The sequence below is a fragment of the Nonomuraea mangrovi genome, assembly GCF_042681425.1.
Taxonomy (GTDB): Bacteria; Actinomycetota; Actinomycetes; order Streptosporangiales; family Streptosporangiaceae; genus Nonomuraea; species Nonomuraea mangrovi.
On the sequence record NZ_JBHUFV010000061.1, the window covers coordinates 830,622 to 848,261 of the forward strand.

Annotated in this window: 19 protein-coding genes; 12 read left to right on the top strand and 7 right to left on the bottom strand. The window is 69.8% G+C overall.

Features of this window, described 5'->3' with window-relative positions:
- Positions 1-78 precede the first annotated feature (78 nt).
- The 5 genes from ACFSKW_RS42805 to aztA form a co-directional block, all read right to left on the bottom strand.
- Entirely contained in the window at positions 79-897 is an 819-nt protein-coding gene (locus ACFSKW_RS42805) for a DUF899 domain-containing protein (RefSeq protein ID WP_379580097.1), read from the bottom strand.
- Positions 898-955: 58 nt separating this feature from the next.
- Positions 956-1,444, bottom strand: coding sequence for an SRPBCC family protein (locus ACFSKW_RS42810; RefSeq protein ID WP_379580099.1), 489 nt, complete (start codon positions 1,442-1,444; stop codon positions 956-958).
- Positions 1,437-1,820 carry an ArsR/SmtB family transcription factor gene (locus ACFSKW_RS42815; protein ID WP_379580101.1) on the bottom strand — a complete coding sequence of 128 codons (384 nt, stop codon included), beginning with the start codon at positions 1,818-1,820 and terminating at the stop codon, positions 1,437-1,439. The genes ACFSKW_RS42810 and ACFSKW_RS42815 overlap by 8 nt, the downstream gene beginning before the upstream one ends.
- Positions 1,810-2,241 carry an SRPBCC domain-containing protein gene (locus tag ACFSKW_RS42820; protein ID WP_379580103.1) on the bottom strand — a complete coding sequence of 144 codons (432 nt, stop codon included), beginning with the start codon at positions 2,239-2,241 and terminating at the stop codon, positions 1,810-1,812. Before ACFSKW_RS42820 ends, ACFSKW_RS42815 begins: the two co-directional genes overlap by 11 nt.
- 118 nt (positions 2,242-2,359) lie before the next feature.
- A complete protein-coding gene (gene aztA, locus ACFSKW_RS42825) occupies positions 2,360-3,037 on the bottom strand; it encodes a zinc ABC transporter ATP-binding protein AztA (RefSeq protein ID WP_379580104.1) in 678 nt (225 codons plus the stop codon).
- 50 nt (positions 3,038-3,087) lie between these two features.
- On the opposite strand from aztA, the gene aztB reads away from it, so the two are divergent.
- The 5 genes from aztB (at position 3,088) to ACFSKW_RS42850 (ending at position 9,120) form a co-directional block, all read left to right on the top strand.
- On the top strand, positions 3,088-3,957 hold the full coding sequence (gene aztB / locus ACFSKW_RS42830; RefSeq protein ID WP_379580106.1) for a zinc ABC transporter permease AztB: 870 nt from the start codon (positions 3,088-3,090) through the stop codon (positions 3,955-3,957).
- On the top strand, positions 3,951-5,135 hold the full coding sequence (locus ACFSKW_RS42835; protein WP_379580108.1) for a PQQ-binding-like beta-propeller repeat protein: 1,185 nt from the start codon (positions 3,951-3,953) through the stop codon (positions 5,133-5,135). Before aztB ends, ACFSKW_RS42835 begins: the two co-directional genes overlap by 7 nt.
- The gene (aztC, locus tag ACFSKW_RS42840; protein ID WP_379580109.1) at positions 5,132-6,043 is read left to right on the top strand and encodes a zinc ABC transporter substrate-binding protein AztC; all 912 of its coding nucleotides are present in this window, start codon (positions 5,132-5,134) and stop codon (positions 6,041-6,043) included. The genes ACFSKW_RS42835 and aztC overlap by 4 nt, the downstream gene beginning before the upstream one ends.
- Before the next feature lie 48 nt (positions 6,044-6,091).
- On the top strand, positions 6,092-7,297 hold the full coding sequence (gene aztD, locus ACFSKW_RS42845; RefSeq protein ID WP_379580110.1) for a zinc metallochaperone AztD: 1,206 nt from the start codon (positions 6,092-6,094) through the stop codon (positions 7,295-7,297).
- A gap of 257 nt (positions 7,298-7,554) precedes the next feature.
- A complete protein-coding gene (locus ACFSKW_RS42850) occupies positions 7,555-9,120 on the top strand; it encodes an OmpA family protein (protein ID WP_379580112.1) in 1,566 nt (521 codons plus the stop codon).
- 237 nt (positions 9,121-9,357) lie between these two features.
- Here the strand turns inward: ACFSKW_RS42850 and ACFSKW_RS42855 are convergent, their stop codons facing one another.
- Positions 9,358-9,564 carry a hypothetical protein gene (locus ACFSKW_RS42855; RefSeq protein WP_379580114.1) on the bottom strand — a complete coding sequence of 69 codons (207 nt, stop codon included), beginning with the start codon at positions 9,562-9,564 and terminating at the stop codon, positions 9,358-9,360.
- Positions 9,565-10,002: 438 nt separating this feature from the next.
- Here ACFSKW_RS42855 and ACFSKW_RS42860 point away from each other — a divergent pair, with 438 nt between their 5' ends.
- The 7 genes from ACFSKW_RS42860 (at position 10,003) to ACFSKW_RS42890 (ending at position 15,715) form a co-directional block, all read left to right on the top strand.
- Positions 10,003-10,428: a hypothetical protein gene (locus tag ACFSKW_RS42860; protein ID WP_379580115.1), complete on the top strand. Its 426-nt coding sequence runs from the start codon at positions 10,003-10,005 to the stop codon at positions 10,426-10,428.
- 174 nt (positions 10,429-10,602) lie between these two features.
- Entirely contained in the window at positions 10,603-10,773 is a 171-nt protein-coding gene (locus tag ACFSKW_RS42865) for a hypothetical protein (protein WP_379580117.1), read from the top strand.
- Between the two features lie 187 nt (positions 10,774-10,960).
- Positions 10,961-11,530 (top strand): hypothetical protein, encoded by a 570-nt coding sequence (locus tag ACFSKW_RS42870; protein WP_379580119.1) that lies wholly within the window; start codon positions 10,961-10,963, stop codon positions 11,528-11,530.
- A gap of 603 nt (positions 11,531-12,133) precedes the next feature.
- Positions 12,134-13,213 (top strand): ribosome small subunit-dependent GTPase A, encoded by a 1,080-nt coding sequence (gene rsgA, locus ACFSKW_RS42875; protein WP_379580121.1) that lies wholly within the window; start codon positions 12,134-12,136, stop codon positions 13,211-13,213.
- A 113-nt stretch (positions 13,214-13,326) separates the two neighbouring features.
- Positions 13,327-13,839: a GNAT family N-acetyltransferase gene (locus ACFSKW_RS42880; RefSeq protein ID WP_379580276.1), complete on the top strand. Its 513-nt coding sequence runs from the start codon at positions 13,327-13,329 to the stop codon at positions 13,837-13,839.
- A 29-nt stretch (positions 13,840-13,868) separates the two neighbouring features.
- Entirely contained in the window at positions 13,869-14,996 is a 1,128-nt protein-coding gene (locus ACFSKW_RS42885) for an MBL fold metallo-hydrolase (protein ID WP_379580122.1), read from the top strand.
- Between the two features lie 113 nt (positions 14,997-15,109).
- On the top strand, positions 15,110-15,715 hold the full coding sequence (locus tag ACFSKW_RS42890; protein ID WP_379580124.1) for a response regulator transcription factor: 606 nt from the start codon (positions 15,110-15,112) through the stop codon (positions 15,713-15,715).
- Here the strand turns inward: ACFSKW_RS42890 and ACFSKW_RS42895 are convergent.
- Positions 15,693-17,519: a sensor histidine kinase gene (locus ACFSKW_RS42895; protein ID WP_379580126.1), complete on the bottom strand. Its 1,827-nt coding sequence runs from the start codon at positions 17,517-17,519 to the stop codon at positions 15,693-15,695. The two genes, ACFSKW_RS42890 and ACFSKW_RS42895, sit on opposite strands and share 23 nt — an antisense overlap.
- Between the last annotated feature and the right edge of the window lie 121 nt (positions 17,520-17,640).

Below are 17,640 nucleotides of genomic sequence, written 5' to 3' on the forward strand. Positions count from 1 at the left end.
GCGGGGCTTCCCCGCGCCTTCGCCGTACGGCGGGCCGCGGGCGTGGCGCGGGGCCCGCCAACGCCTGCCCCGGCCCGCTCATTCGTGACAGCAGCACCCTGCGGACCCGGACGATCGCATGGTGTCGTCGCCCTTCGAGATGGTGTCGTCGCCCTTCGAGGGGGTGGAGCCGAGGTCGTCGCCGCCGGAGGCCCCGGCGATCTTGTCCAGCCACCGAGGGTCCGGTTCGGCGGCGGCGCCGTACTCGTCGTGCCAGTTCCACCACTCGTACGGCCGGGTCTGGGGATAACCCTCGGGCGAGTTCTCCCACTCCTCCTGCCGCCCGAGCGCTGTCATGTCGAGGTAGCTCCAGGTGCTCCCCAGTGCCTCGTCGCCACGGTTGTTGACGAAGTAGGTGCGGAACACGCGGTCGCCGTCACGGATGAACGCGTTCGTGCCGTGCCATTCGTCCACGCCGAAGTCGGCGTCGAACGTGTCGGTCATGGTGTACCACGGCATCGTCCAGCCCATCCGCGCCTTCAGGCGCTCGATGTCGGGCTGCGGCGCGCGCGAGGCGAAGGCGAGAGTGGTGTCGCGCGCGTTCAGGTGGGCGACGTGGGCGACCTGGTCGGCCACCAGGGAACAGCCGCGGCACGCGTGGTCGGGCCAGCCGAACACGCCGGGCTCGAAGAAGGCGCGGTAGACGATCAGCTGACGGCGGCCCTCGAACAGGTCGAGCAGGCTCGCCCTGCCCCCGGGGCCTTCGAACGCGTACTCCTTCTCCACCGCCAGCCACGGCATCCGCCGACGCTCGGCGGCCAGCGCGTCGCGGGCGCGGGTCAGCTCCTTCTCCTTCACGAGCAGTTGCCGGTGCGCCGCCTCCCACTCCTGCGGCGTGACGATCGATGGGGTTCTCATGGTGGTGTCCACCTTTCGGTTCAGGTTCACGCTGACGCGTTGAGGAGGACAGCCGTCGCTATCGCCCCTGCCCGGCTGCCGCTTCTTCAAGCGGCAGGCGTGGGCGGCCGCGCCCGTTGGGCTGTCCTTCTCCCGTGGTGATCAGGCTCCGGAGGCTGCCGGCGTAGAAATCCCACGCGGTGGAGCAGACCTCGAAGCACTCGTAGGCGGGGACCAGGCCCTGGTGGGTGAGACGGACCTCGGTCTTGCCGTCCTCGTCCGAGATGTCGAAGCTGATCGTGGTGCCGATCCACTCGGTCTTGTCCTCGGTGAAGTCGAAGTAGTTGTCCACCACGAGCCAGGAGACCTTCCGGCCGGGGACGGCCTCCGTCACCTGGATGCGGCAGCGGTGCACGTCCTCGTAGTGGTAGGTGAACTCGGCTCCGGGCTGGTCGGTGGGGCCGTCGATCTCTTCCGACCACCAGCCTCGAGCGTCGATGACGGCGTCGAAGGCTTCCATCGGGGTCCGGTCCACGGTGAAGGTGGTGGTGAATCCGTGATCAGTCATGCTGTCCTCCGGTTTCGTGGAGCGGGGTCGTGGCGGGGCCGCTCGCACGCTGGTCGAGGTGGTCCTTCAACGCTCCGAGCGGACCGTCCCAGTCGCGGGCCAGCGCGGCCAGGAACTGCTGCGCCACCTGCATGGGCGCGGAGCGAAGCCGGTAGCGCACCCGGCGCCGCTCCCCCGGCTCGGCCGTCACCAGGCCGGCCTCGGCCAGCAGGGCCAGGTGCTTGGCGATCGCCTGCCGCGTGATCGGCAGACGATCGGCCAGATCCGTGGCCGTGGCCGGCCCCCCCGAGGCCAGCGCGGCCAGGATGGCGCGCCGGCTCGGGTCGGCCAGGGCGACGAAGACCTGCTCGGCGATCGCCTCGATGTCAGGCGGCATCGAGGTATTCGACCAGTTCGCCCAGTTCGCTCGCCCATCCCTGGATGTTGGCGTCGTACGCCTTGCGGTACGCGTCCTCCGGCAGTTGGGCGAAGCCGGTCTCGACCACCCTCAGCCGCGTGCCCGCGCCGACCGGTTCGAGCGTGAACTCGACATAGGTACGGCGCGGATCGTCCTCGGGCAGCCCGTGGATGTGCCAGGTGAACCCGAACACCGTCGGTTCCTCCACCCGTTCCACCCGCATGTCGACCGTGAACCCACCGGTCCACTTCATCTGGGCCGACCCACCAGGACGCAGGTCGATCGTCGCCTCGTTGCCGAACCAGGAGCCCAGCCCCTCGGCCGTGGTGAGCGCCGCCCACACCTTGCCGGGCGGGTGAGCGACCTCCACGGTCCGCTCGATGCGATCGGGAAAGCCCATGACAGCCTCCAATAAGTAGCAACCGAACGGTTGCCACACTATAGCAATCGAATGGTTGCGTCAACGGCCCCGCTCGAGGAGGCGCTCGGTTCGGCCGAGCACAGACTGGATGGGGCGGCTACGACGCCTGAGGCGCCAGCACGTCGCGGGGCGGGCCCTCCGCGGCCAGCCGCCCGGCCCGGAGCAGGAGGCAGTGGTCCGCGCCCATCGCCATGGCCAGGTCGTGAGTGGCGTGGACCACGGTGACACCGCGCCCCTTCTCCCGGTCGAGCACGGCGGCGATGTGCCGCCGCGCGTCCGGATCCAGCCCGGTCGCGGGCTCGTCCAGCACGAGCAGGCCAGGCTCCTGCGCGAGCGCCTGGGCGAGCAGGACGCGCTGGCGTTGACCGCCCGACAGCGCGCTCAACTGGCGTTCGGCCAACTCGGAGACGCCGAGTCTGGCCATGCAGTCGTCCACCGTCGACCAGTCGTGCGCCGACAGCCGCCGCCACAGGCCACGCGACGCCCAGCGACCCATCGCGACCGTGTCCCGCACGGTGATCGGCAGGGCGTCCGAGACGGCGTCGCGCTGCACCACGTAGCCGGGACGGCCGGCGGGGGCTCGCTCGATCCCGCCGCGTGACGGCCGGACGGTCCCGGCGAGCACTCCCAGCAGGGTGGACTTGCCCGAGCCGTTCGGGCCGACCACGGCGGTCACGCCGGAGCGGGGCAGCCGGGCCGAGAGCCCGCGCAGGACCGCCTTACGGCCGTAGCCCGCCGTCATGTCGCGGATCACGACCACCTCACCGTCCACCATGAAGCCTCCTCTTGAAAATGACAACGGTTTTCATTGTAGAGTGCTGCGTCATGGATTGGTTGCTTGATCCCTTTCACGTGTCATTTGTCCGGCAAGCCCTCTGGGCCGGGATCCTGGTGTCCCTGCTCTGCGCGATCGCCGGAACCTGGGTGGTGCTGCGCGGCATGGCCTTCCTGGGCGACGCGATGTCCCACGGGATGCTCCTGGGAGTGGCGCTCGCGTCCATGGCCGGAGTGAACGTCCTGATCGGCGCCCTGCTGAGCGCGGGCGGCATGGCGATGGGCGTGAGCGTGCTCAGCCGGTCGCCCCGGTTGTCACAGGACACGAGCATCGGGCTGCTCTTCGCCGGGATGCTGTCCCTGGGCGTGATCGTCGTGTCGCACTCCCAGTCCTTCGCGGTGGACTTGACCGCCTTTCTGTTCGGCGACGTGCTGGCGGTCAGAGGGCAGGACCTGGCCGGGCTCGGCGTCGCGCTCGCGGTCACCGCCGCGGTCGCAGTGCTCGGGCACCGGATGTTCGTCGCGCTCGCCTTCGATCCGCGCAAGGCGCACACGCTGGGGATGCGTCCCCGGCCGGCCCACATCCTGCTGCTCGGCCTGGTCACGCTGGCCATCGTCGCCTCGTTCCACATCGTGGGCACGCTGCTGGTGTTCGGCCTGCTCATCGGGCCTCCGGCGGCGGCCGCGCTGTGGGCTCGCCGGATCCCGACGATCATGCTCGGGGCGGCGCTGCTCGGGATCGCCTCGACCGTGATCGGCCTGGTCGTGTCGTGGCACGCGGCGACGGCCGCGGGCGCCACGATCGCCGCGGTCGCCGTGGCCCTGTTCTTCCTGTCCGCCCTGGGCGACCTCCTACGGCACCGGCTCCCCTCCCCTGGCCGGGTCCCATTCGGAAAGGACACGGAGGGGCAGCCGTGTTGACGACAACGACGTCCAGGGTGGTGGCGGCGACCCTCGCCGGAGGAACCCTGCTCATGGGATGCGCCGCCCAGCACAGCGACGGCAGGGCCGCGAACACCAAGGAGAAGATCCCGCACGGGTACGTCGAGGGCGCCGAGGAGATGCCCGAGCCGCAGCCCCGCCTCGTCCTGGCCGATGGGGAAACAGGTAGGGTTCACGTCCTCGACCTGCTCACCGGCGAGACCTCCGCGGTCGCTCACGTCGAAGGTGTGCGGGACATCGCCGGCAACGGCCGCTACGCCTACCTCACGACGGGCTCGGGCGTCCTGCGCGTCATCGACGGCGGCTCCTGGGCCGTCGACCACGGCGACCATTTCCACTACTACCGGACCGCGGCGCGCGATCTCGGCGAGGTCGCAGGGCGGCCGCCGTACGAGACCGCCGAGGGCGCGGCGGTCACCGCCGTGCGGTCCGCGGACGGCGCGGTCGAGCTGTTCGACCGCGCGCGCATGGAGAAGGGCGACCTCGCAGGGACGGGCGGCCTCAGGGCCGCTGCCGCCGTGCCGTACCAGGAGCACCTGCTGATGGCCGCCGACGGCGCCGTCGTGGCACGCGCGCGGACCGGCGGCGCGGGGACCCCCGTCGGCGCCTGCGAGGACCCGGCGGGTACGGCGGTGACACGACGTGGCGTGATCTTCGGATGTGCCGACGGGGCCCTGCTGGTCACCAGGAAGGGGGGCGCGTTCGCCGGCGAGAGGATCCGCTATCCACGCACGGGCAAGGACGGCGAACGCGCGACAGAGTTCCTGCACCGTCCCGGAAGCACGACGCTGGCGGCGAAGGCCGGCGACTCGGGGACATGGGTGCTCGACGTCGCCGCCAAACGCTGGAAACTGCTGGAAACCGGCCCCGTGGTGGCGGTGAACGCCGTGGGCGAGGACGCGCCGGTCCTGTCCCTGACAGAGGACGGCGTGCTCCACGCCTACGACCCCGTCTCCGGTGACGAGACCGCCAGGACGGAGTTGCTCACCGCTCCCCTGACCGGCTCCCCCAGCATCCAGGTGGACACCGGCCGCGCCTACCTCAACGACCCCGCCGCCAGAGCGGTCCACGAGATCGACTACAACGACGACCTCAGGCGCGCCCGCACGTTCGAGACCGGCTTCACACCCACGTACATGACGGAGACCGGACGATGACCGCGCTCGGCCGGCTCGTGACGGCGATCGTGCTCATGATGGCGGCCGGTTGCGCGAGCACCGGTGGCCACGGTCCGCGGGTGGTCGTCACCACGAACATCCTCGGCGACGTCGTCCGCGCCGTCATCGGCGACCAGGCCGAGGTGACCGTGCTGATGAAGCCGGACTCCGACCCGCACTCGTTCGGCATCTCCGCCCAGGAGGCCGCGCTACTGGAGGACGCCGACCTGATCGTCTCCAACGGGCTCGGGCTCGAGGAGGGTGTCCTGCGCAACGTCGAAGCCGCCGGGTACAGCGGTGTGCCCGTGCTGGCCGTCGGGGAGGGCGTCCAGCCCCTCCGCTTCACCGCCGACAGGGCGGCGGGGCACCTCGATCCCCACTTCTGGACCGACCCGCGACGCATGGCCAAGGCCGTCGACCTGATCGCCGAACAGGTCGTCGCGAACGTGCCCGGCATCGACGGCGGCGCCGTACGAGCCGGCGCCGCGGCCTACCGCGCGCAGGTCGAGCGGCTGGACGCCTGGGTCGAAGAGCAGGTCGCCACCATCCCGCCCGAGGCCCGCCGTCTGGTGACCAACCATCACGTCTTGGGCTACTTCGCCCAGCGTTACGGCTTCCAGGTCGTCGGCGCCGTGATCCCCAGCGGCACGGCACTGGCCTCCCCGAGCACCTCGGACCTGAAGGCGCTGAAGGACGCGATCCACCGGACGAAGGTCAAAGCGATCTTCGCCGACTCCTCCCAGCCCGACCGCCTCGCCCAGGTGCTGGCCTCGGAAGCCGGTGTGGACGTCAAGGTCGTCACCCTCTTCTCGGAGTCCCTCAGTCAGCGCTCCCCTGGCGCGGCCACGTACCTCGACATGATCCGCAGCAATACCAGAGCCATCACCGCCGGCCTCGACGGCCGTTGAAGAACTCCCCATGACCGTTGAAGAACCCCCATGAAAGGTGCACGACACATGACCGTCCGACCACGGACCACCGCTCCGGCGGTACTGCTCGCGGCGGGCCTCCTGCTCGCCGCCTGTGGATCACAGGTGCCCACGGCGGCGCCCGCCCCCGCCTCGCCCGCCCCCGCCTCGCCTTCCGCCGCCTCGCCTTCCGCCGCCCAGAAGCCTGTGGCGGCTCCCGTCGTCATGACCTACGACGGCGGCTTGTACGTCCTCGACGGGCAGAGCCTGGAACTCGCCAAGGACATCCCGCTCAGCGGGTACAACCGGATCAACCCCGCAGGGGACCGGCACCACGTCCTGGTCTCCACGTCGACCGGGTTCCGCGTGCTCGACGCCGCCTCCGCCACTTTGAAGGAGGAGGAGTTCAAGAGAGCCAAACCCGGCCACGTCGTGCGGCACGCGGGCACCACCGTCCTGTTCGCGGACGGCACCGGCGAGGTGACCCTGTTCGATCCGGAGGAACTGAGCGCCGGCCTGCCCAAGGGCGAGGTCTACAGGGCGGCGGCGCCGCACCACGGCGTCGCGATCGAGCTGGAGAACGGCGAGCTGGTCGTCACCCTCGGCACCGAGGAGAAACGCACCGGCATCCTCGTCCTCGGCAAGGACCGCAAGGAGATCGCCCGCAACGAGGACTGCCCAGGCGTGCACGGCGAGGCCACGGCCCAGGGCGAGGCCGTCGTGATCGGCTGCGAGGACGGCGTCCTGCTGTACAAGGACGGCGAGATCAGCAAGATCGACAGCCCCGGCGAGTACGGCCGGATCGGCAACCAGGCAGGCTCCGAGGTGTCGCCCGTCGTCCTGGGCGACTACAAGAAGGACCCCGACGCCGAACTCGAGCGCCCCACCCAGGTCTCGCTCATCGACACCAGGACCGGCACGATGAAACTGGTGGACCTCGGCACCAGCTACACCTTCCGCTCCCTGGCCCGCGGCCCTCAGGGTGAGGGCCTGGTCCTCGGCACCGACGGCGCCGTCCACGTGATCGACCCGGCCGCCGCGAAGGTCACCAGGACGATCAAGGTGCTCGACGAATGGAAGGAACCGATGGAGTGGCAGCAGCCGCGGCCGAACATCTTCGTCCGCGACAGGACCGTCTATGTGAGCGACCCCGCGGGCAAGAAGGTGCACGCGGTCGACTTCGCCTCAGGGAAGACGACCCGGAGCACGGCTTTGCCGCAGGCGCCGAACGAGCTCAGCGGCACCACCGGTTGAGCACGGCAGGCGACTGAAGGCACCACGGTGACCCCGCCACACCTCGAGGGGACATCGGGCCGGCACCGCGTCTTCGTGCTCGACGGACAAGGGCGACGCGACATCGCGGTGCCGGCCTTTCGCCTGGTCGGGGACACACCCTTGACCGCTCGGCCGCCGTTTGTGACCGTGCCGGAGGGCGCCCGTCGAGGTCGAATCCATCGCGCCGATTCCTCATCCGTACATGCCGAAATTTCGGGCATGGCACAATCTTCGCCATGTCCAACCGGATCTTGGCTCTAGCCGCCGCAGTCACGCTCGCCGCGACCGGTTGCGGGGTGCTGCCCACCGGCGAAGCCGCACCGCCGTCCCCGTCCGCGACCTCTCCGTCGAGCGAGCCGGCCACCAGCGCCCCGGCCACCCCGACCGCGTCGGCCCAGGAGAGCCAGGACAGCCAGGACAGCCGTCCTGCCCTGGCCGAAACCCGCAGCACCATGACCGAGAACCTCAAGATCGAGGTCGTCGGGCTCAACCGGGTCAAGGGGAAGCACCTCGTCGCCCAGCTCCGCCTGTCCAACACCGGCACCGAGCAGGTGCCCTGGACCGGCGAGATGGGCGACAACACCCGTGAACTCGGCGAGATCCGGTGGGCGTCGGGCATCGGCGTCCTCGACACGACGGCCCGTGTCTGGCTCCTGCCGTACCAGCCGGAGGGCTCCCCGTGCCTGTGCAGCGACCAGAGCCGTGACGGGCTCGGCTACTTCGTCGAGCCTGGTCAGTCGATCAACGTGTACGCGGTGCTGCCCGCTCCGTCGGGGAACCCCGCCACCGCCACGGTCGTCACTCCTGTGGGCCCGCCCATGCTGAACGTGCCCATCAGCGACGCGCCGCCCGCCGGCGACTTCCCCGACCCCGACGCCGAGCCCGTCACCAAGGTGACCCGCCGCCTCGTCCTGCCTTCCGAGAGCTCGGACAAGTCGGAGGAGACCACAGACAGCGGCAAGGACCTGCAGGTCCACCTCTCCTCCGATGTGCTGTTCGCGGTGAACAAGGCCAACCTCACCCCGAAGGCCAAGACCGTGCTGGCCCGTACGGCCAAGCTCGTCGACGCGTCGCCCGCCGCCGTGGTGACGGTGGAGGGCCATGCCGACTCCTCCGGCAACGACGCCATCAACGATCCGCTGTCGCGGCGCCGCGCTCTGGCGGTGCAGCGCGCCCTGTCGGCCCTGCTGACACGCGAGGGCCCGCGTTTCCAGGCTCGCGGGTACGGCTCGCGCCGCCCCTTGTACAGCAACGACAGCGACGAGGGCAAGCGCCGCAACCGCCGGGTGACCGTCGCCTTCGAAAAGCCCAGGTCGGAGCAGACGGATCCGGCGGGGGACGTCGTGCACACGCTCTCGCCTGACGCGGGCGAGCTCACGGCCACCGGCGAGGCCAAGGGCCAGCCGATCGGCCTGGAGATCACCGGGCTGAGCAGGCTGCCGGGCGGGCTCGGCCTCCTGACGTACACGATCACCAACCAGGGCTCGGCCGAGACCTGGTACAACGACCTGCACGACGCGCAGGACTGGGAGAGCTACAAGTACCAGGCCGCCAGCAACGTCCGGCTGACCGACGCCGCCGCCCGCCGCCAGTACCTGCCTGGCCGCCTGGAGGTGCCCACGGACGACGGTGTCGATTTCTACTGCGCCTGCACCGACGTCTCCGGCGTGCGCATCAGCACCGAGAAGTTCGCCCCGGGCCAGACGCGCGTGTTCTGGAGCCTGTTCGCCCTCCCGGACAACGCGAGAAACCTCACGGTCAAGATCGCCTCCTTCCGCGACCTTGACGTGCCCGTCCGGTGACGCGTGCTCATCCGGCTCCGGGCAGAGACGGGCGGTTGACCATCCGCTACTGAGCCGTGGGCCGGCATTCCCGGTCCTGACGTTTTGCGGCCGGCTCCCTGAGGCCGGCTTCCAGGCCTTCTTGGGCCCGGCCTCTTGGGCCCGGCTTCTTGGGCCGGCGGCAACGCCGAAGAGGCGCCGGAAAGAATGACCTCCGACGCCTCTTCCTTGCCTTTCATGACCTTCCAGGAATTTGTACTAATTATTCCTGTTGCTGCCACCGCCGCCCGCATTGGTGCCGCCTAGGCCGATACCCTTCCCGAGACCGGGATCGCTCGCGGATGCGCTGTAGTGCGTGGCGACCGCGGTGTCGGCGGCGAGGACATCGGCCGACACGGTCGCGGGCGCGACGAGGGCGAAGGCTGCCACTGCTCCGGCTGCGAGAACGTTCTTCATCGTGAACATCGAGATCACTCCATGTCGAATGGGTTGTGCCCTGGTGAGACCTGGGCCGGCTTCCCGGAATTGTGCGATAAATCCGGATATGTCGCGCTGCAACCTTCAGGGCGGGTTCCGCATTCCGCGAATCTCGGTGATTTCCAATGAAGAGACGTGCGCATACCTTTATTTGACGTTTAAAGCAGTGTGCGCCACTCCCTGGGAGTGAAACTCCCACCGTGCTCGGACGGCCTGAGCGGCACCGTCGACGATTCCGCCGACGGCGGCTGTCGGGGTTCGGCGCGGTGCGCGGTACCGGGGAGTGGTCACTGCCACGAGCCGCAGACCGTGCCGCCGGCGGGTGGTCGAGCTGAGTCAGTAGTCTCATCGATCATGGACCTACGACGCCTGAAACGCTCGACCGCTCTGCGGTGCGCCCTGTTAGCGCCATTGCTGTATGCCGCGGTGACTCTGATCGCGATCCAGCTGGCCGCCCAGAGTGGGCTCAACCCCTGGCACCAAGGTTGGAGCGACCTGCTGCCGAGCCGGTTGGACAGGGGGATCGCGTCGGCGCGGAAGGTGACACTCGGCATCACCCTCATCCTCGCCGTCGAGGCGGCCCTGCTCGCCGCGCTGGGTGGCCGGCTGAATCGTCGATCCACCGTCGGTGGCCTCATGTTGTGCACGGCCGCCAGTGTGGTCTACGTGTTGAGTCTCGCCCTGGCCGTATTGGGCACTCACGCGATCGTTCTCTATCCCTCGGGCGATCTCGACCTCGGGCTACTTTTCCCCGATTGGTACTTTCCCGCACTGATCATCATCACCATCGCGGTCCTCACCGCGCTGATCGTCTGGCTGTCCGCCGCGGTCAGGGACGCCTCAGCCTCCTGATGGTCGCAACCGCGGTCACGGCAGCCGCATCCGGCGACGTGCCGCGTTCCCCGGGCTGTTCCGCGGTCGGCCAACCGGCTCTGTGAACTGGTGCGCTTCTTGCGCTGGGCACCACTCGACCCCTCAAGCTGATCTTCTCAAGCGTTACAGAAAGATCGATTCCCCGGAGGAGACATGGTCGTCGCCTTACTGTTGCTCGGCGTACTCGCCGTGACAGCTGTCGCGATCTGGCTGGTTCAGGTCCTGCCGGTCCGCTTCGCGGGCCTGCCGATCCTGCTTTTGGTGGTGACGGTGGTCGGCGCCTGCTCCATCGCCGCTGCCTGGTGGCGGACGCTGGAGCTGTGACAGCCCGTATCAGCCCGGCCGTGAAGCTGTCCCGCGGGCGGACGGAAACATCGTCATTTCTCGGTGCGGATGGTGAGTCGCCAGGCTGGGAACGCGCTGCGTTTCTCTACATTGGCGAAGCGGGCGTGCGTCGCGCCTGGAAGCGAGAGTCCAGCGGCTCGGCTGGTGTCGAGCGGTCGGAGTGAACATGGTCGATCCCAGTCCGAAAGGGAAGCGCGGCCTTCCCGACATCGATCCCACCCTCCGGGCCACCGCGGCAGCGGCGGCGGGTGGCACGCTCGTCATCTGGTGGCCCGCGTTCACGCTGGGCGCGTACGGCGCCATCTTCTTCGACGCCGTGCTGACGATCTGGGCCGTGGCCACGGCGGTGTTGCTCTCAGGCCTGATGCTGCGCACCAGAGGTGCGCTGCCCTGGGGAGGCTGGGTCGCGCTGGCACTGCCCTCGTTCTGGATCGTCCTGGCGGTCGTGGCGCCGCGAGTTCATGGGTTTCACTACCTCCACTACTTCGAGGTGGTGCTCACCCTGGTGGGCGCGCCGATCCTGGCGTGGCTGCTGTCGAGAATCCTGCTGCCCGACTACGCCGACCTCCCGGAACTGCACCGGATGCGGGCGGTCGCCGTCACGATCGCCGTCGGGGTCCTGGCCTTCCTGCTCGGCAAGTTCAATCACCTGTTCCTCACCTGTGCTGATTTCGACATCAGCGGCAACAACACCCCCTCCGGCTGCGAAAGCGGCCCGCCCTTCCACCTCCTCTGAGTACGGCCTGCCCATCCACACGTGGTGACTCGTGTCACGGAAGCGGCCGCCATCGCAGCCGTGGCCGGCCACCCTGGCAGGCGCCTGGCCGCTGAAACGCCGCGGGCTTCGATGGCCCGCAGGGATCCTGCCGCGAGCGCTCGCCCGGCGCCCGGCGGCTCGGGAGCGGTCGTCCTGCGGGCCGACGTACCGACTGTTCGCGCAGTTCACGCGCGATCAGGGCCCGACTTCGCACCCATCCGCCGGCGGGCCGGGCCGGCGAGCTGACTCTGGACCGGCCCTCGCCGGTCGGGCGCGGCTGTCACGGGTCCGCGTCCGACCGGCGAGGGCCATCACGGGTGGAGGCGAGTCTGTGCGGCCCGCCGGGCAGTGCCGGTGGTTCGGGGGTGCTATCGTGATCCGGACTTGTATCGGACCGCTGGATGAAAGGGAGGTGAGGTTGATGACCGCGGTGAAGACCGCTGCTGTGCGCAGCGCCCGGACAATCCTCACGTCCCGGGCCCCGGTCTGACCCACTGCCTTCCCTCGTCATGAGCCGTCCCGCTCGTGCGACGAGGTGACGTCTGCGTCACGTCGGGGTCCCTTCCCGCAAGGAATCTCACGTTGTCATCGCCTTTCTTCTCCACCGAGTCAGGCCTGTCCGCCTACGGATGGACCGACGAGCTCGAGCAGTCCTTCGAGCCGTACCGCGCCGCGGGCCTGACGCCCGCCCGCATCGCGCGCGTGGACCGCGGTCTGTGCGACGCGATCACCGCGGACGGCTCCGTACGGGCCGACATCTCGGCCCTGTACTCACCCGATCCGCTGCAGGCGCCCTGCACCGGCGACTGGGCGGCGCTGCGTCACGGCGCGGATCCGGCGCTCGTGGCGCTGCTGCCGCGCCGTACCGCGATCGTGCGCTCCTCGGCCTCGCGCTCCTCCCACGGGCAGGTGCTGGCCGCCAACGTCGACACCGTCGCCATCGCCGTCTCCCTGGCCGGCGCGCTGGACGCCGCCAGGCTGGAACGGCTGCTGACGCTGGCATGGGAGAGCGGCGCCCAGCCGCTGATCGTGCTGACCAAGGCCGACCTGGCCACTGACGCCGACGCCGTGCAGGACGAGGCACGCGCGCTGGCGCCAGGCGTGGACATCCTGGTCACCAGCGTGGCCACCAGCCAGAACATCGACGTGCTGACCGCGCTGCTGAGCGGCACCACGGTCCTGCTCGGCTCGTCGGGAGCCGGCAAGTCCACGCTGGGCAACGCACTCCTCGGCGACGAACTCCTGGCCACCGGCACGGTGCGGGCCGCCGACGGCAAGGGCCGTCACACCACGGTCCGTCGAGAGCTGGTGCCCCTGCCGGGAGGCGGCGTCCTCATCGACACCCCCGGCCTGCGCGGGATCAGCCTGTACGGCGGCGCCGACGGCCTGGAGCAGGTCTTCGCCGAGATCGAAGAGCTCTCCGAGCACTGCCGCTTCGGCGACTGCGCCCACAACAGCGAACCAGGCTGTGCGGTACAGGCGGCGATCCAGGCCGGTGAGCTGGCCGAACGCCGGCTGGCCAGTTACCGCAAGCTGCAGCGCGAGAACGCATGGGCGGCGTCGCGCACCGACGCCAGGCTGCGCGGCGAGCGCACCGACAGGCAGAAGGCCATCACCAGCCACCTGCGCGCCACCTACAGGTTCAGGGACCGGCAGACGTGACCGGCGACGTCGCGCCGCCTGACCGCACCGCATCCGCCGCCACGCGCGGCGACACCGACCACCACCTCCTCCCGCCATCGCGGGAGAGCACAGAAACGGACCTGACCACCGCCATGAACACCGCCTGGATCACCCGCTCCGAGACCGGCGCCGACCTCGACCTGATCCGCGAGGTCAACCTCGCCGCCTTCCCGACCTCGCACGAGGCCGACCTGATCGAGGAACTGCGCGCCGACGCCACCGCGTGGCTCCCCGGCCTCTCCTGGGTCGCCGAGGCCCCCGGCGGCACCATCGCCGGGCACGCGCTGCTCACCCGCTGCCATGTCGACGGCTCCCCCGCCCTCACTCTGGGGCCGTGCGCGGTCCGTCCTGAGCACCAGGGGCAGGGGGCGGGCTCGGCGGCCATCAGGGCCGCCCTTCGCGCCGCCCAGGAGCAGGGTGAGAACCTCGTGCTCGTCCTCGGCCACGCCGAGTACTACCCGCGCTTCGGCTTCACCCCCGCCTCGCGCTTCGGCATTCGCGCGCCCTTCGAGGTCGAGGACAAGTACATGATGGCGCTGGCCTTCGACGCCACCCGCCCGGTTCCCACCGGGACCATCCGCTACCCGGCGGCGTTCGGCGTCTGACACCTGCCCGCCCGAGGACGGTCACCGCTGTGGTCGGCCAGATCACAGCGGTGACTGCCCTGCCGGTCGACGACACCGCCTGTCCCACGCCGTGTGGGCGTGATATCCGCTGGAAATTCTGTCGCCGGACCGCGAGCCTGATCATCAGCCATCAGGCCAGGAAGAACATCTGGAAGGCGTATCCGATGACGCGGACTTTTGAACGGCAGGCCGAGCACCCCCACCGGCTGGAAAAGGGACATCCGTTCCGGCAGTGGAAGACATGGCGGATACCCGGCACCGCATTCACCCTCACCGGATACTCCCGGGCGAACGACAAGACCTTCTTCCACATACCGGAGCTGCGATGCGCCCTGGACGCCGGGTTGTGCGAGGGGCGGCAGGCCGAGACGGTCTTCTTGACGCACACGCACCATGACCACGCCAAGGATCTCGACTACCTCGCGTCCAGAGCGTCCGGCACCGACATCTACCTGCCTGCCGAGGCGCTGCCCTATGTGGAGACTTTTCTGCGTGCGTCCGCCGAGCTGAATCACGCGGCGCCGTACGATCCGGCGCTGGCTCCGGCCTGTCGTCTGCACGGCGTGCGGCAGGACGACGAATTCACTTTCGGCTCCGGTGGCCACCACGTCCGCGTGGTGCGATGCGAGCACAAGGTGCCCTGCGTGGGCTACGCGTTCTCCGAGAACGGCAAAGAGCTGTTGCCCGAATTCCAGGACCTGCGGCACGCCCTCGTCCGGGACGGCCGCGGCGAGGAGTTCGGCCGGATCATGGCTCGGAAACGGCGAGAAGGCGTGCAGGTCGATCGGCAGGTACGCCGTCCCCTTTTCGCCTTCCTGGGCGATACGCATGTGTCGGTGTTCGAGCGGAACCCCTGGCTGTTCACCTATCCGGTCATCATCACCGAGTGCACCTTTCTCCACGACAGCGAGCTGCCGCGCGCCGACCGGGTCGGGCACACGGTCTGGAGCCGGCTCGAACCCGTGATCGAGGCGCACCCGGACACGCTGTTCGTCCTGACCCACTTCAGCCTGCGCCACTCCGACCAGGAGGTGCTCGCCTTCTTCCAGCGGGTACGGCACGACAACGTCCTGGTGTGGGCGCACCCGGAAAGCCATCTGCCCGAGCAGCACCAGTCCGCCTCCGCCGACCCGTAGACGGCGAGCACTCGTCCGGCAGGGCCCTCCGCTCGTGTCCGCATCTCTTGGGACGTGAGAGGTGACGCGAGGTTTGTGGGTGTTCATGGCACTACGTGTGTAGCGTGGGACCCGTGATCCGCGTACTGGTGGCCGAGGACATGCGTCTCCTGCGGGACGCGCTGGTAGGGCTGCTGAAGCTCGAAGGCGACCTCGAGGTGGTGGCGAGTGTGGACACCGGCGACGCCATCGTGGCGTCGGCCCTGGAGCACCGGCCGGACGTCGCGGTGATCGACATCGAGCTGCCCCATCTCGACGGCCTGGACGCGGCCGCGCACCTACGTGAGCGGCTCCCGTCCTGCAAGGTGCTGATTCTCACCGGCGTCGGCCGGCCGGGAAACCTGCGGCGGAGCATCGCCGCCCAGGCGGCCGGGTTCATGCTCAAGGACTCGCGGCCGGAGGAACTGGCCGAGGCGATCCGCACCGTCGCCAGGGGCGGGCGGGTCCTGGATCCGCAGCTCGCCTACGCCGCGCTCGACGTGGTCGACAATCCGTTGACCGAGCGTGAGGCCGACGTGCTGCGTCTCACCGCCTCGGGCGCGACGCCGCGGGAGGTTTCCGCGCGACTGCACCTGTCGTACGGAACGGTCCGCAACTATCTCGCCTCCGCGGTGACCAAGCTCGACGCGCGCAACCGGGTGGACGCCATCCGCATCGCTACCGAGGCAGGCTGGCTGTGAGGGTGTAGGTGTCCTCGCGAAGGTCCGTGGTGAGCCGCCCGTCCGCCTCGGCGAGCCGTACCGCCAGGTTGGCCAGACCGGTTCCCTGACGCTTCAGCGGTACGGCGGTGCTCGGCCGGTCGTTGGAGATCCGGAGGTGGATCCCGGCGTCGTCCGTCGTGACGGAGATCGTGGTCTTGGCGGCGTGCGAGTGGCGGACGATGTTGGTGACCGCCTCGCGCAGGACCACGGCGAGGATGTCGTCGCTGTCCGCCGGCGGCTCCGCGAGGTCGACGGTGACGTGGGAGCCCGCGGCCTCCAGGACGGACCGGGCGGTGGCGACCTCCTCGGCGAAGGACAGGCAGACGGGGGCGTCCGCGACGGAACGGACCTCGGCGAGCGTCGCGTCGGCCAGCCAGGCCAGTTCGCGCAGTTCGGCGTCTGCTCGGCCGGGGTCACCGTCGAGCAGCCGGGCGGCGAGCTCGGCCTTGAGCGTGATCCCGGACAGTCCGCGTCCGAGCAGGTCATGGACGTCCCTGGCCACGCGCAGCCGTTCGGCGACGACGGCCATCCTGGCGGCCTCTCTCCGGGTCTCGTCGAGCCGCCTGGTCACCTCGGGGATGCGGCACAGCGCGTAGACCGCGATCGTCGAGAGGATCGGGGCCACGAGCCAGTAGACGCCCATGCCGACGGACCATCCGCCGGAGTGGAGGAGGAAGGGGCTCGCCACGGCGGCGACGCCGGGGACGGCCCAAGCCCAGGGTGTTCCGACCCTCACGACGAGCGCTCCGAACCACAGGAGGAACGGCGCCGCGACATAGGTGGCCGGCCACCCCGGGACCGTGACGGCGATGGTCGCGACCAGCGCGTGCAGGGACAGGGTCCATGGCCAGGCGCGCGGCGTGGAGGCGTCGGGTCGGGGGGCTCCGTGATAGAGCTGCAGGCCGCCCGAGGCCGCCACCAGCGTGATCAGCAGCAGCCAGGCAGATGTGTTCACGTCGGTGAGCTCGGCGACGTTGACCATCGCGATGGCGGTGTAGCCCGCCAGCAGAAGGACGAGGAACCACCAGGCGAAGCGAGGCCGGAGCCGGACGGGCTGGTCCGGCGGCTGCAGCGGGATCTCGGCGCGCTGGGCGTCGGCGACGGAGCGGGCGGTGGCCAGCGCGCTCCTGCTCGCCTCCGCGATCAGGCCGAGGCCACCCCGGGTGGGAGTGTCCAGGTTGTCGCCGATCAGCCGGACGATCGCCGACATCTCCGCACCGAGCGTGTCGCGTAGCCGTGCCGCCGACTCCATGCGTTCCGCGGCCACCGCGAGCGCCGCCAGCCGCTCGCGCTCCCTGGCCGCCTGATCAAGCCGCCGGACCAGGTAGGTGACGGCGAAGATGGTGAAGCTCGAGGTGACATCGATGAGCAGCGCGCCCCCGTACGCGGGCGGCCCGGTGCCGGACAGGGAACCGTTCACGGTCACATCGGCCAGCACGGCCGAGCCGAACAGGATCCAGGAGGCGGGTCCCGGCAGCGTCAGCAGGAGGGCCGAGCCCAGCATGCCGGCGATCGGACCCCACGCGGCCCCCAGGAGCGGGTACGGCCCGAAGACGAGGATCGTCTGGGCGACCAGCAGGAGGACCGGCCGCGACCGCCGGCTCACGATCAAGGCCAGTACCGCGCCGGCCGCCACGATGACCGCGATCCCGAACGGCAAGGCCCACGGAGCAAGGCCGGTCCGCGAGTTCGCGTCGAAAAGCCGGGCGATCCTGGCGATGACGTGACAGAGCAGGACGCTCGCGATCAACACCCACCCGGAGTGCCGCCCCAACAGTCGCATCGTCCACTCCCGCCCCGCACCAGGAACGGCAGTATGCATTTTGCACCCTTTGGAGGGCAATCTTCATGACGTGAGGTGCGCATGACACTACCCGCCGCCATCGGTCGACCCGAAGAATCAC